The following is a 13,213-nucleotide window of genomic DNA, read 5'->3' on the forward strand; positions in this document are numbered from 1 at the left end:
AGCAGCCGAGGGAAGGGGGCTTGATATGACAGGGCTGTCAGCTGCGCTGCATCATAGCCTCAACGACAGGTGCCAGCGCCAGTCGGGACGGGGGAAGGCAGAGTCATGGCCCGCCCTGTCCCCGGGTCGATCAAGAGGTCTGGCTGCGAGGCTGGCCGTCCCGAGCCGCCAGCAGATCCAGGGCGCCGCTGCAGCGGCGCTCCGCCGCCTCCAGCTCGGCCAGCACCATCTGGATATCCTCTTGCTGCTGGCGCAGGGCCTCGCGCTTGGCTTCGATCAACTGCACCATGGAGAGCAGCTGGGTACGGCTGGAGCGGTCGGTGTCGTACATGTCGAACAGCTCGCGGATCTCCGCCAGGCTGAAGCCGAGCCGCTTGCCGCGCAGGGTCAACTTCAGCCGGATCTTGTCCTTGTGGCTGTAGATGCGGTTCTGCCCCTCCCGGGTCGGCGAGATGAGCCCCTCGTCCTCGTAGTAGCGGATGGTGCGGGCCGTGATGTCAAACTCCTGGGCCAGCTCGGAGATGCTGTAGGTGACCTCCTTGCCTGCGTGATCATGTGGCATGGCAGTTCCCCTCCTGGGCGTCGATGCTGCTTCCCCTGCTACGGGCGGACAGGGCCCGACCCACCCGGGAGCCGTTGGGGCGGCCGAGCTGCTCGCTCACCCATTGGCCGGTGGCGGCCAGTGCGTCCAGATTCACCCCAGTGCTCATGCCAAGGCCGTGCAGCAGATAGAGAACCTCTTCCGAGGCGACGTTGCCCGAGGCGCCGGGGGCATAGGGGCAGCCGCCGAGCCCGGCCACCGAGCTGTCTATGGTGCGGATGCCCCGCTCCAGGGCGGGGATCAGGTTGGTCAGGGCCTGGCCATAGGTGTCATGAAAATGCACCGCGAGGCGGCCCACCGGGATCTCTCTGAGCACCGCATCGAGCATGGGCACTACTGTGCCCAGGGTGCCGACCCCTGTGGTGTCCCCAAGGGAGATCTCGTGGCAGCCCAGATCCAGCAGGCGCTCGGCCACGGCTGCCACCCGCTTGGGGGAGGTGGGCCCGTCGAACGGGCAGGCGATGACGGTGGAAAGGTAACCCCGCACCTTGATGCCGAGGCGGCGGGCCTCGGCCACCAGGGGGGCGAAGCGGATCAGTGATTCCTCCACGCCGATGCCGATGTTGGCGCGGGTGAAGCCGTCGGAGCAGGCGGTGAAGAGGCCAATCTCGTCCACCCTGGCCTGGATCGCCGCCTGCAGGCCCTGCAGGTTGGGCACCAGGGCGCCATAACGGACCGGGCCCTGGCGGGGCAGCATGGCCAGCAGTTCGGCGGAGTCCGCCATCTGCGGCACTCGCCTGGGGGAGACGAAGGCCCCCACCTCTATTCGTTGCAGACCGCTGGCCGCGAGCCGGGTGATCAGCTCCCGCTTCTGGGCAAGGGTGAGGCGGACGGCCTCGTTCTGCAGGCCGTCCCTCGGCCCCACCTCGACCAGGCTGACCCTGTCATCCCCTTCAATGATGTGCGTCATCTTGCCCCCTCATGGTGACTCTTCATGTTCTCTCCTGCTCTGTGGATGCCGGCTCGCCGCCCTCCCGGGTCGCGTCTTGAAAGCGCACAAGGGAGACTCCCTGGCTGATCTGCTGCCCCACCTGGCAGAGCAGCTCGGCGATCACCCCATCCTGCTCGGCGCGCACCTGATGCTCCATCTTCATCGCCTCCATCACCAGCAGGGGTTGCCCCCGGCTGACGGATTGCCCGGCCTCGACCAGCAGGGCCACCACCAGGCCATGCATGGGGGCGATCGCCCCCTGAGGGTCAGGGGCCTGGTGATCACCAGGGTGCCGATGGCGGTGATCATCGGCGGCGAAAGGAATGCGCCTGCCATCGAGTTGCAGCACGAAGGCCCCGTCTGCCCCCGGGGTGACGGGGCAGCGCAGCCAGCGGCCCGCCCGCTGCAGGCGGATATGATCAGTGCCCAGCGCATAGGGGTAGGTTTCCCCCTGCCAGGTGAGCCGATCGCCGTGCCCGGCCAGGGTCAGCACCCGGCTCTCCTCGCCGATGCGCACCGCCGCCGAGAGGCACCTGCTCTCCCCCAGCCGAAAGCCGGGGGCCTGCTGCCAGGGGGAGGGGCCGGTGCGACTGGCGAGCCAGAGGGTGGCCAGCGGCCAGGCGAGGTCCGGGGTGGCCAGGGATTCGGTGGGAATGGGCCACTGGGTGTGATGCGCCATGGCCAACACGTCCGGCTCCTCACACAGGCGCAGCAAGAGCGGGCCGTTGTGCACCAGGGGGCCGAGACTCAGGGCCGCCAGGGCATCGGCCAGCCTGGCGAAGGCCTGGGCGCGGCTCTGGCCGTGGGCGACCAGCTTGGCGATCATGGGATCGTAATAGGGGCTCACCTCATCGCCGGTGCTCACACCTGTGTCGATGCGCACTCCCTGTGGCCAGTGCAGCCAGTGGATGGGGCCGCTCGCGGGCAAGAAGCCTGCGCCAACGTCCTCGGCATAGAGGCGCGCCTCCACCGCATGGCCGCTCAGCACCACGTCTTCCTGGGTGAGCGGCAGTGGCCTGCCCTCGGCCACCGCCAGCTGCCAGGTCACCAGATCCTGGCCGGTGACCGCCTCGGTGACCGGGTGCTCCACCTGCAGCCGGGTGTTCATCTCCATGAAGAAGAATGCGTCCCCGCACAGCAGAAATTCGATGGTGCCGGCCCCCACATAGTCGATGGCCCGGGCGGCGGCCACGGCGGCCTCGCCCATGGCGCGGCGAAGCGCCGGGGCTATGTCGGGGGCGGGGGCCTCTTCGATCACCTTCTGGTGGCGGCGCTGCAAGGAGCAGTCCCTGTCCCCCAGGTAGAGGGCGTTGCCGAGGGTATCGGCGAAGACCTGCACCTCCACGTGGCGGGCACGGGGGAGGTAGCGCTCCAGCAGCACGTTGTCATCCCCGAAGGCGGCCAGGGCTTCCCGTTTCACCGCCGCCAGGGCGGCGTCAAACTCGTCAATCTGCTCGACCCGGCGCATCCCCTTGCCACCGCCGCCGCTGGCGGCCTTGATCAGCAGCGGAAAGCCGATGCGGCTTGCCTGATCACGCAGCAAGTCGGGGTATTGATCCGGGCCGTGATAGCCGGGCAGCACGGGGACGCCTGCCGCCTCCATCAGTGCCTTGGCGCCGGACTTGTCCCCCATGGCGCGAATGGCGGCGCCGCCCGGGCCGATGAAGCGCAGCCCCAGGTTGGCGCAGGCGTTGGCAAAGTCGCTGTTCTCCGACAGAAAGCCGTAGCCGGGATGCACGGCGTCGGCCCCGGCCTCGCGGGCAATCTTCAGCACCTTGGCGGTGTCGAGGTAGCTCTCCCGGGCGGGGGCGGGCCCCAGATGCCAGGCCTCGTCGGCTTGCCTCACGTGCATGGCGCGGGCGTCGGCATCCGAGTAGAGGGCTATGGTGTGAATGCCGAGGCGTTTCGCCGTCTTGATGATGCGCACGGCAATTTCGCCGCGATTGGCGATCAGCAGACGCTGGATGGGAGTCTGATCTGTCATGTCTGCTCCTCGTTATTCATAAAGGCACCCTCGTTTATGGAGCGATTGAGGGGGGCAAGGGGTTGATCCGCCCCCCGGTTATCCTCGCCGTGGTTGGCGACAAGAGGGCGCTTGATGGGCCGGTATTGCGTCATGTCTCATCCTTGAAACGGGGGCGCCAGCTGGGGGGGCGCTTGTCGAAGAAGGCCTGCATCCCCTCCTGGGCTTCGAGGCCGACCCGCACCCGGGCGATGGTCTCGACGGTTCGCTCTTCGTGCTGGCGGCCGGGCTGGTGTTCGATGGCGGCCAGCAGTCGCTTGGTCTCCTTCATCGCCTCGGGCCCGTTGCGGCAAAGACGCATCCCCAAGGCCCGCCCCTCCGAGAGCAGCATCCCCGGCGCGCAGAGCCGGTGCGCCACGTTGAGGCGGCAGGCGGTGATGGCATCGAAGGGTTCGGCGCTCAGCATGTAGCGGCGGGCCTGGCGCATCCCCATGGCGCGCACCACATAGGGGCTGATCACCGCAGGCACCAGCCCCAGGCTCACTTCGGAGAGGCAGAAGCGCGCATCCTCGCTGGCCAGCACCATGTCGCAGGCACAGAGCAGGCCGAGCGCCCCGCCATAGGCCGCCCCCTGCACCAGGGCCACGGTAGGGAAGGGCAGTTCGTCCAGGGCTTGCATCAACCTGGCCAGCACCCGGGCATCCTCCCGGTTTCTTTCAAACGAGCTGGGATCGAAGTCGCCATGGCACTGGTTGCGCATCCAGTTGAGATCGGCGCCGGCGCAAAAGTGGTTGCCCTCTGCCCGCAGCAGCAGGACATGGGGGCGTTCGGCCAGCGGCTGGCCGTGGCAGTGGGCCAGCTCCTCCAGGCAGTCGAGCAAGCCCTGCATCAGCGCGGCGTCGAGGGCGTTGTGGCGCGCCGGGCGTGCCAGCACCAGCTCAACCAGCGGACCGTGGCGCTCCAGCCGACAGCCGGCCAGGGGGTCATTGCACAGTGGATCGGACATGTCGCACTCCTTACATCCTGAAGATGCCGTATTGCTCGGGCCCGGGCTTGGCCCCCTGGCAGGCGGCCAGCGCCAGAGCCAGCACGGTGCGGCTCTGGACCGGGTCGATGACGCCGTCATCCCAGAGCCTGGCACTGGCGTAGTAGGGGTGGCCCTGGCGCTCGTACTGCGCGATCACGGGGGCGCGGATGGCGTCCGCCTCCTGCTCCCCCAGGGTCTTGCCGTCGGCCGCCAGCTTGTCCCGGCGCACCTGCACCAGCACGTTGGCAGCTTGCTCGCCCCCCATGACGGAGATGCGACTGCCCGGCCAGCTGAACAGAAAATCGGGCTCATAGGCGCGGCCGCACATGCCGTAGTTGCCGGCGCCAAAGCTGCCCCCGACGAGCAAGGTTATTTTGGGCACCCGGCTGCAGGCGACGGCGGTGACCAGCTTGGCGCCGTGCTTGGCGATCCCCTCCCGCTCGGCTTGGCTTCCCACCATAAAGCCGGTGATGTTCTGCAAAAACAGCAGGGGAATGGCGCGCCTGTTGCACAGCTGGATGAAGTGGGCGCCTTTCTGGGCGCTGTCGCTGTGGAGCACGCCGTTGTTGGCGAGGATCCCCACTTGCATGCCCTGGATGCGGGCAAAGCCGGTGACGAGTGTGGTGCCGAACAGAGCCTTGAATTCATCCAGCACAGAGCCATCCACCAGGCGGGCGATGAGCTCCCGGGCGTCATAGGCGCGCTTGAGGCTGGTGCCCACCAGGCCGTAGAGCTCCTCTATGGGATAGAGGGGCTCATCGTAGCTTGGGTGGCATGAAGGCAAACCCGAGGCTGGCAGGCTGTTATCCCCCAGATTGCTCACCAGAGTGCGGGCGATGGCCAGGGCATGGGCATCGTCTTCGGCCAGGTGGTCGGCCACCCCGGAGTGGGCGCAGTGCACCAGGGCGCCCCCCAGGGCTTCGGCGCTGATCTCCTCGCCGGTGGCGGCTTTGACCAGGGGCGGGCCCGCCAGGAAGATGGTGGCCTGCTCCTTTACCATGATGGACTCGTCCGCCATGGCAGGCACATAGGCGCCCCCGGCGGTGCACAGCCCCATCACCACGGCGAGCTGGGGGATATTCTGGGCCGACATCCGGGCCTGGTTGTAGAAGATGCGGCCAAAATGCTCCCTGTCGGGGAACACCTGGTCCTGCATGGGGAGGAAGGCACCGCCGGAATCCACCAGATAGAGGCAGGGGAGGCGCAGCCGCTCGGCGATGGCCTGGGACCGCAGGTGCTTTTTCACCGTGAGGGGGTAGTAGGTGCCCCCCTTGACGGTGGCGTCGTTCACCACCAGCAGGCAGAGCCGGCCCGCAATCTGGCCGAGCCCTGTGATGATGCCGGCGGCGGGCACGGGGTCGTCATAGACCTGCCAGGCGGCCAGGGCCGAGAGCTCGAGGAAGGGGGAGCCCGGGTCGAGCAGCTGATCGATGCGCTCCCTGGGCAGCAGCTTGCCGCGGGCCTGGTGGCGGGCGTTGTTGGCCGCGCCGCCGCCCTGGGCTATCTCGGCGAGGCGGGCGTTGAGATCGGCCACCAGGGCCTGCATGGCGGCCCGATTGGCGGCAAACTCGGCGCTCGTTGTATCCAGGCGGGAGTGGATCTGGCTCATGGGTTCTCTCCCATCTGGTTGTTGCTGCCGATGGCAGGTGACAAAGGAAGACGCGTCATACCTGCTCTCCCATCAGCTCGCGGCCGATGAGCCAGCGGCGGATCTCCGAGGTGCCGGCCCCTATCTCGTAGAGCTTGGCGTCCCGCAGCAGGCGGCCTGTGGGGTAGTCGTTGATATAGCCGTTGCCGCCGAGCAGCTGGATGGCATCCAGCGCCATCTGGGTGGCATTCTCGGCGGCAAAGAGGATGGCGGCGGCGCAATCCTTGCGGCTGGTATGGCCCTGATCGCAGGCCGCAGCCACCGAATAGACCAGGGCGCGGCTGCTGGCGAGCCTTGTATACATGTCCGCCAGCTTGCCCTGCACCAGCTGGAACTCGCCGATGGCCTGGCCGAACTGCTTGCGCTCGCGCACATAGGGCAGCACCACGTCCATGCAGGCCTGCATGATGCCAAGGGGACCGGCGGCCAGCACCACCCGTTCGTAATCGAGGCCGCTCATCAGTACCCTGGCACCACCGTGCAGGGGGCCGAGCAGGTTCTCGGCCGGCACCCGGCAGTGGTCGAACACCAGCTCGCAGGTGCTGGAGCCGCGCATGCCGAGCTTGTCGAGTTTCTGGGCTGTGGTGAATCCCGGGGTGCCCGCCTCGACGATGAAGGCGGAGATCCCCTTGGCCCCGGCACTGGCATCCGTCTTGGCATAGATGACGAAGGTGTCGGCATCCGGGCCATTGGTGATCCACATCTTGTTGCCATTGAGCACGAAGTGATCGCCTTCGCGCACCGCGGTGAGGCGCATGCTGACCACGTCTGAGCCGGCCCCCGGCTCGCTCATGGCCAGCGCCCCCACCTGTTTGCCGCTCACCAGATCGGGCAGGTAGCGGGCCTTCTGATCAGGGGTGCCGTGGCGGTGGATCTGGTTGATGCAGAGGTTGGAGTGGGCGCCGTAGGAGAGGCCGACCGAGGCGCTGGCGCGGCTCACCTGCTCCATCACCAGCACATGGGCCAGATAACCCAGATCCACACCCTCATACTCTTCCGCCACCGTAATGCCGTGCAGCCCCAGCTCGCCCATCAAAGGCCAGAGGTCGCGGGGGAAGGCGTTGCTCTGGTCAATCTCGGCGGCGCGCGGGGCGATCACTTTTTGGCAGAAGGCCTCGACCTGCTCGGTCAGGGCGCACAGGGTCTCATCCATCAGGGCATGCATCCTTGCTCTCCTTAATTGAAGGGGTAGGTTCGATCGGGTTCCAGATGGGCGCAGGCAGGGGCCAAACTGGTCAGTCCATCACTGGCATAAGTTTACGTTAGCGTAAACGTAAATCAATTGTTAGTCTAAGGTAAATTCCGGGCGACCAGGGGGCGGCGCCGTGCCAGCCCCTGTCATCCATTCGGCGAACAAGACTCAAAGGAGTGAGGAAGATGACCAGCCATGCCACCCTGTACGGGGATCTGCCGCTCTATATCCATGGCGGGCCCCACGCCTCGGCCACGGATCAGTGGATCGAGGTGACCAATCCGGCGGATCAGAGCCTGCTGGCGCGCGCCCCCAGGGCCACGGCCGAGGAGGTGGATCTGGCGGTGCGGGCCGCTCACGACGCCTATCTGCTGTGGCGGGAGGTGCCGGCCCCCGAGCGGGCCCGGGTCATGTTCAACTATCAGCATCTGCTCAAAGCCCATCACGACGAGCTGGCGACCCTGCTGGCCCAGGAGACAGGCAAGAATCTGGCGGACGCCAGGGGAGATGTGTGGCGCGGCATCGAGGTGGTGGAGCAGGCCTGCGGCGTCGCCAGCCAGAGTCTGGGGGAGACCATGGGCAATGTGGCGCGCCGGGTGGACGGCCACTCCTGGGTGCAGCCCCTCGGGGTCTGCGTCGGCATCACGCCGTTCAACTTCCCGGCCATGATACCGCTGTGGATGTTTCCCCTGGCGGTGGCCTGCGGCAACGGCTTCGTGCTCAAGCCCTCCGAGCAGGATCCCCTGACCCCCATGCGCCTGGCCGAGCTGTTTACCGAGGCGGGGGCGCCGGCGGGCATCCTCAGCGTGGTGCACGGGGGCGCCGAGCAGGTGGATGCGCTGCTGGCCCACCCTGACGTCAAGGCGGTGAGCTTCGTGGGCTCGGCCCGGGTGGGCGCCCACGTCTATCGCACCGCCACCGACCACCTCAAGCGGGCCCAGTGTTTCGTCGGTGCCAAGAACCACATGGTGATCATGCCCGATGCCAACAAGGCGCAGGTGCTGAGCAACCTGGTGGGGGCCGGGGTGGGGGCCGCCGGTCAGCGCTGCATGGCCATCAGCGTGGCGGTGTTCGTGGGCGGCGCCCGCGACTGGATCCCGGATCTCGCCGCCGAGTTCGCCAGGGTCAAGCCGGGTGTCTGGCACGATCCCGAGGCAGCTTATGGTCCCCTTATCAGCCCTGAAGCCAAGGTTCGAGTCGAGGGGTTGATTGAAGCAGGCATGGCCGAGGGGGCCCAGTGTCTGCTGGACGGGCGTTTTTGCGACGTGCCCGGCTACCCGGTGGGCAACTGGGTGGGGCCCACCCTGTTTCGCGGCGTGACCCCCGAGATGCGCATCTACCAGGAGGAGATCTTCGGCCCCGTGCTCGCCTGCCTGGAGGTGGAGAGTCTGGACGAGGCGCTCGCCCTCATCAACGCCAACCCCTATGGCAACGGCACCTCCCTCTTCACCGGCTGCGGCGCCGCGGCCCGCAAGTTTCGCCACGAGGTGGCGGTGGGCCAGGTGGGGATCAATGTCCCCATCCCGGTGCCACTGCCGTTCTTCTCCTTCACCGGCTGGCGTGGCTCCTTCTACGGGGATCTGCACGCCTACGGCAAGCAGGCGGTGCGCTTCTACACCGAGACCAAGACGGTGACCGAACGCTGGTTCGACGAAGACATCGCCACAGGCCCCAACATGACCATCAACCTGCGCTGAGGGAGGCGAACTGCCCATGAATTTCAATTTGACCGAGGATCAGCGCGCCTACTGCGAGGCCGCCACCGCCTTTGCCAACGAGGCGCTCAAGCCCAATGCCGCCCGCTGGGACAGGGATCACGAGTTCCCCATCCCCACCATCAGGGAGGCGGCGGCGCTCGGCTTTTGCGGCCTCTATACCCCGGAGCAGTACGGCGGCCTCGGCCTGCCGCGCCTCGATGCCAGCCTCATCTTCGAGCGTCTGGCCATGGGCTGCACCTCCACCACCGCCTACCTGACCATCCACAACATGGTGAGCTGGATGCTGGGCAGCTGGCTGCCTCCCGAGGTGGCAGCAGAATGGGTACCGAGGCTGGCCAGCGGCGAGCTGCTGGGCTCCTACTGCCTCACCGAGCCGGGGGCGGGATCGGACGCCGCCGCCCTCAAGACCCGCGCGGTGCGAGACGGCGAAGATTACCTCCTCGAGGGCAGCAAGGTATTCATCTCGGGGGCGGGCAGCACCCAGGTGCTGGTGGTGATGGCCCGCAGCGGGGGGGAGGGGGCCAGGGGCATTTCTGCCTTTATGGTGCCTGCCGACAGCGCAGGCATCACCTACGGCAAACCGGAGGAGAAGCTGGGCTGGCACAGCCAGCCGACCCGGGAGGTGAATTTCAGCGCCGTGCGCATCCCAACCCGTTACCGGCTGGGGGAGGAGGGAGAGGGGTTCAGGTTTGCCATGCAGGCGCTCGATGGGGGGCGCATCAACATCGCCAGCTGCTCGGTGGGCACCGCCCAGCAGGCGCTGGATGACGCCCTTGCCCATGTGCAGCAGCGCCAGCAATTTGGCCATCCCATCGGCGAATTCCAGAGCGTGCAGTTTCGTCTGGCGGACATGGCCACCGAGCTCGCCGCCGCCCGCCTGCTGGTGCGCCAGGCCGCCGCCAAGCTCGACGGCGGCAGCCCGGACAAGAGCGCCTGGTGCGCCATGGCCAAGCGCCTGGCCACGGATGTGGGCTATCGGGTCTGCGACGAGGCCCTGCAACTCTTTGGCGGCTATGGTTATATCCGCGAATACCCGCTCGAGCGTTACCTGCGTGACACCCGGGTCCATCGCATCCTGGAGGGGACCAACGAGGTGATGCGGCTCATCATCGCCCGCCGCCTGCTGGCGGCCCCCTCCCTGATCCTGGAATGAGGGGCGCCAGATGCCGCCCACACACAAGGATGATCCCATGACGAGGATACAGCTGGAATACCACGGCCACGTGGCCTACATCACCCTCGACCATCCCCCCGCCAACACCTGGACCCTGGCCAGCCTGCGCGCCTTCGTGCAGATGATGGCCGAGCTCGATGGCAAACCCGAGATAGTGGCCCTGGTCGTGCGCGGGGCCGGCGACAAGTTCTTCTGCGCCGGCGCCGATCTCAAGATGTTTGCCGATGGCGATAGCCAGCATGCCGAGCAGGTGGCCCAGGCCTTTGGCGAGGCGTTCGAGGCCCTGGCCCGCTTTCACGGGGTCAGCATCGCCGCCATCAATGGCTTTGCCATGGGAGGGGGCCTGGAGGTGGCGCTCGCCTGCGACATTCGCATCGCCGAGCAGCAGGCCATCATGGGGCTGCCGGAGGCGTCGGTGGGCCTGCTGCCCTGCGCCGGCGGCACCCAGCGCCTGACCGAGCTGGTGGGGCCGGGCTGGGCCAAGCGGATGATACTGTGCGGCGAGAAGGTGGATGCCACCCTGGCCTACCAGATCGGCCTGGTGGAGGAGGTGGTCAAGGTGGGCCGCGCCTGGGAGGCGGCGCGCCAGATGGCGACCCATGCCGAGCGCCAGAGCCCGGCCGCCCTGCGCGCCTGCAAGCAGCTCATCAACGAGGGGCGTCGTCGCCCCAGGGATCAGGCCCTGCCCATGGAGCGCACCCTCTTTCTCGGTCTCTTCGAGGACCCCAATCAGCGGGAGGGGGTGGCCGCCTTTCTCGAGAAGCGGGCGCCGCGCTGGCGTTATGGGGCGGCGAGCGAACGCAATGAACCGAACCAGCAGCCGGGATGAGGGGGTATCGATGACATCTGAGATGAGAGAGGGAGTCCGGGCAGAGTGGTTGCCGACCCGGGATGGTCGATGGCTCGGGGTGTTGACCCTGGACAGCCCCGCCTCCCTCAATGCCTTGAGCCTGCCGATGATCCAGGCCCTGACTCGGCACCTGCGCGACTGGGAGCAAGATCCCCGGGTGTGCGCCGTGCTGCTGGAGGGGGCGGGGGAGAAGGCGTTTTGCGCCGGGGGGGATATCCGCTCCTTCTACCATGAGCGCCAGCGCATGAGCGATGGCGAACTGTTTCACTATGCGCGGGACTTCTTCTTGCAGGAGTACCGGCTCGACCTGCTGATCCACCAGTATGGCAAGCCCCTTGTCTGCCTCGCCGACGGCATCTGCATGGGCGGCGGCATGGGGCTGCTGGCGGGAGCCCGTTCTCGGCTGGTCACGGACTCGAGCCTGCTGGCCATGCCGGAGGTGAGCATAGGCCTTTACCCCGATGTGGGGGCGAGCTGGTGGCTGAGCCGCCTGCCCGGGCGGCTCGGGCTCTGGCTCGGCCTCACCGGGGCCCGCTGCAACGGCGCCGATGCCCTGGGGCTGGGGCTGGCGGACTGGGGCCTGGCCCGCACCGATCGCCCCCGCCTGATGGCGGCGCTGCTGGCGCTGGACTGGCAACAGGATGGCGAGGCCCTGGATGACGCGCTGGCGTTGTGCTTCTCGGCCCTGGCAGCCCAGGCGACCCTGCCGCCGCCCCTCTTGCTGCCCTGGCGGGAACAGATCGAGGCCCTGCTGGCGGGCCGCAGCCTGGCGGGGGTGCTGGCCCGCCTGTTCGAGGCGCCCCTGGAGGGGGCCCTGGCCCAGCAGCGGGAGACCTGCCGTGGCGGCAGCCCCTTGAGCCGGGCCTTGCTGTGGCGCCAATACTGGCAGGGGCGTCACCTCTCCCTGGCCGAAGCCTTCGCCGAGGAGCTGACCCTGTCGGTGAACTGCGTGCTGAGGGGGGATTTTATCGAAGGAGTGAGGGCGCTGCTCATCGACAAGGACAAGGAGCCTCACTGGCAGGGGCCCGAGGCCCTGGACGGGATCGCGGACTTCTACCGCTGGCCGGTCCTGGCGGGGGAGACGGACAACCCGCTCTGGCGCGGGCTGAAGCAACAAGCTGACAAGCAAGGGAGAGCATCATGATCACAGGGGTAGGGTTTATCGGCCTTGGCAACATGGGGGGGCCCATGGCGGCCAACCTGGCCAGGGCTGGGCTGAGGGTGCAGGTGTTCGATCTGCTGCCCGATCATCTTATCGCCGCCGAGCAGGCGGGCTGTCACTGCGCCGCCAGCGCCGCCCAGGCGGTCGCGGGGTGCGATCTGGTGATCAGCATGCTGCCCGCCGGGGAGCATGTGGTGGGGCTCTGGCTCGGCTCGGGCTCTGGGGACATAGTGGGCAACGGCCTGCTGGCCGCGCTGAGCCCGGACACCCTGGTCATCGACTGCTCCACCATAGACGTGGCCTCGGCCCGGGCCGTGGGGGAGGCCGCCCGGGCCCTGGGCCATCGCTTCATCGATGCCCCCGTCTCCGGCGGGGTGGCGGGGGCGGCGGCTGGCACCCTCACTTTTATCGTCGGGGGCGAGCGCGCCGATTTCGAGGCGGCCAAGCCGGTGCTGGCCCACATGGGGCAGAACCTGTTCCATGCCGGGGGCCTGGGGGCGGGCCAGATCGCCAAGATGTGCAACAACATGCTGCTCGCCATCCAGATGGCGGGCACCGCGGAGGCCCTGGCGCTGGGGGTGAAGGAGGGGCTGGATCCGGCCGTGCTCTCCGGCATCATGGCCAAGAGCTCGGGCAGCAACTGGAGCCTGGAACGCTACAACCCCTGGCCCGGGGTGATGGAGAATGTGCCCGCATCGCGCGACTATCAGGGGGGCTTCATGACCCGGCTCATGGTGAAAGACCTGGGGCTGGCCATGGCCCTGGCCGAACATGCCCACAGCGCCGTCCCCCTGGGGGCCCTGGCCCGCAACCTGTTCAACCTGCATGCCAGCCGGGGGGAGGGGGAGCGGGATTTCTCCAGCATCCTCAACCTCTATCGGGAAGCCGAGTGAGACGAGATGGCCAAGGGGCGGGCCGCCGGGGCCCGTCAGCAGAGACAACGAGGA

The 13,213-nt window shown here is 67.8% G+C and carries 11 protein-coding genes; 5 read left to right on the forward strand and 6 right to left on the reverse strand.

Features of this window, described 5'->3' with window-relative positions:
• Positions 1–130 precede the first annotated feature (130 nt).
• The 6 genes from ACW5W4_RS04005 to ACW5W4_RS04030 form a co-directional block, all read right to left on the reverse strand.
• Positions 131–562: a MerR family transcriptional regulator gene (locus ACW5W4_RS04005; protein ID WP_041996775.1), complete on the reverse strand. Its 432-nt coding sequence runs from the start codon at positions 560–562 to the stop codon at positions 131–133.
• Positions 552–1,511, reverse strand: coding sequence for a hydroxymethylglutaryl-CoA lyase (locus ACW5W4_RS04010; RefSeq protein WP_456688493.1), 960 nt, complete (start codon positions 1,509–1,511; stop codon positions 552–554). The genes ACW5W4_RS04005 and ACW5W4_RS04010 overlap by 11 nt, the downstream gene beginning before the upstream one ends.
• Positions 1,512–1,533: 22 nt before the next feature.
• Positions 1,534–3,516 (reverse strand): acetyl/propionyl/methylcrotonyl-CoA carboxylase subunit alpha, encoded by a 1,983-nt coding sequence (locus ACW5W4_RS04015; RefSeq protein ID WP_456688494.1) that lies wholly within the window; start codon positions 3,514–3,516, stop codon positions 1,534–1,536.
• 130 nt (positions 3,517–3,646) lie between these two features.
• Positions 3,647–4,501, reverse strand: a complete 855-nt coding sequence (locus ACW5W4_RS04020) for an enoyl-CoA hydratase-related protein (RefSeq protein ID WP_456688495.1) — start codon at positions 4,499–4,501, stop codon at positions 3,647–3,649.
• Between the two features lie 10 nt (positions 4,502–4,511).
• The gene (locus tag ACW5W4_RS04025; RefSeq protein WP_456688496.1) at positions 4,512–6,131 is read right to left on the reverse strand and encodes a carboxyl transferase domain-containing protein; all 1,620 of its coding nucleotides are present in this window, start codon (positions 6,129–6,131) and stop codon (positions 4,512–4,514) included.
• A gap of 55 nt (positions 6,132–6,186) precedes the next feature.
• Positions 6,187–7,335 carry an isovaleryl-CoA dehydrogenase gene (locus tag ACW5W4_RS04030; protein ID WP_456688497.1) on the reverse strand — a complete coding sequence of 383 codons (1,149 nt, stop codon included), beginning with the start codon at positions 7,333–7,335 and terminating at the stop codon, positions 6,187–6,189.
• A gap of 212 nt (positions 7,336–7,547) precedes the next feature.
• On the opposite strand from ACW5W4_RS04030, the gene ACW5W4_RS04035 reads away from it, so the two are divergent.
• Genes ACW5W4_RS04035 through mmsB form a run of 5 tightly spaced genes read left to right on the forward strand, consistent with a single transcriptional unit; the run spans position 7,548 to position 13,159 of the window.
• The gene (locus tag ACW5W4_RS04035) at positions 7,548–9,059 is read left to right on the forward strand and encodes a CoA-acylating methylmalonate-semialdehyde dehydrogenase (protein WP_456688498.1); all 1,512 of its coding nucleotides are present in this window, start codon (positions 7,548–7,550) and stop codon (positions 9,057–9,059) included.
• A 16-nt stretch (positions 9,060–9,075) separates the two neighbouring features.
• Positions 9,076–10,233, forward strand: coding sequence for an acyl-CoA dehydrogenase family protein (locus ACW5W4_RS04040; protein WP_456688499.1), 1,158 nt, complete (start codon positions 9,076–9,078; stop codon positions 10,231–10,233).
• Between the two features lie 37 nt (positions 10,234–10,270).
• Positions 10,271–11,083 (forward strand): enoyl-CoA hydratase, encoded by an 813-nt coding sequence (locus tag ACW5W4_RS04045; protein WP_456688500.1) that lies wholly within the window; start codon positions 10,271–10,273, stop codon positions 11,081–11,083.
• 22 nt (positions 11,084–11,105) lie between these two features.
• A complete protein-coding gene (locus ACW5W4_RS04050; protein ID WP_456688526.1) occupies positions 11,106–12,248 on the forward strand; it encodes an enoyl-CoA hydratase/isomerase family protein in 1,143 nt (380 codons plus the stop codon).
• Positions 12,248–13,159, forward strand: a complete 912-nt coding sequence (gene mmsB, locus ACW5W4_RS04055; protein ID WP_456688527.1) for a 3-hydroxyisobutyrate dehydrogenase — start codon at positions 12,248–12,250, stop codon at positions 13,157–13,159. The genes ACW5W4_RS04050 and mmsB overlap by 1 nt, the downstream gene beginning before the upstream one ends.
• The last annotated feature ends 54 nt before the right edge of the window (positions 13,160–13,213 follow it).

Source organism: Aeromonas crassostreae (genome assembly GCF_054052445.1).

Bases quoted from the DNA above. Each gene is read 5' to 3' on its own strand.
- ACW5W4_RS04030 (WP_456688497.1), bottom strand. From the start codon at position 7,335: ATGCATGCCCTGATGGATGAGACCCTGTGCGCCCTGACCGAGCAGGTC.
- ACW5W4_RS04010 (WP_456688493.1), bottom strand. From the start codon at position 1,511: ATGACGCACATCATTGAAGGGGATGACAGGGTCAGCCTGGTCGAGGTG.
- ACW5W4_RS04005 (WP_041996775.1), bottom strand. From the start codon at position 562: ATGCCACATGATCACGCAGGCAAGGAGGTCACCTACAGCATCTCCGAG.
- ACW5W4_RS04040 (WP_456688499.1), top strand. From the start codon at position 9,076: ATGAATTTCAATTTGACCGAGGATCAGCGCGCCTACTGCGAGGCCGCC.
- ACW5W4_RS04015 (WP_456688494.1), bottom strand. From the start codon at position 3,516: ATGACAGATCAGACTCCCATCCAGCGTCTGCTGATCGCCAATCGCGGC.
- ACW5W4_RS04020 (WP_456688495.1), bottom strand. From the start codon at position 4,501: ATGTCCGATCCACTGTGCAATGACCCCCTGGCCGGCTGTCGGCTGGAG.
- ACW5W4_RS04025 (WP_456688496.1), bottom strand. From the start codon at position 6,131: ATGAGCCAGATCCACTCCCGCCTGGATACAACGAGCGCCGAGTTTGCC.
- ACW5W4_RS04045 (WP_456688500.1), top strand. From the start codon at position 10,271: ATGACGAGGATACAGCTGGAATACCACGGCCACGTGGCCTACATCACC.
- ACW5W4_RS04035 (WP_456688498.1), top strand. From the start codon at position 7,548: ATGACCAGCCATGCCACCCTGTACGGGGATCTGCCGCTCTATATCCAT.
- ACW5W4_RS04050 (WP_456688526.1), top strand. From the start codon at position 11,106: ATGAGAGAGGGAGTCCGGGCAGAGTGGTTGCCGACCCGGGATGGTCGA.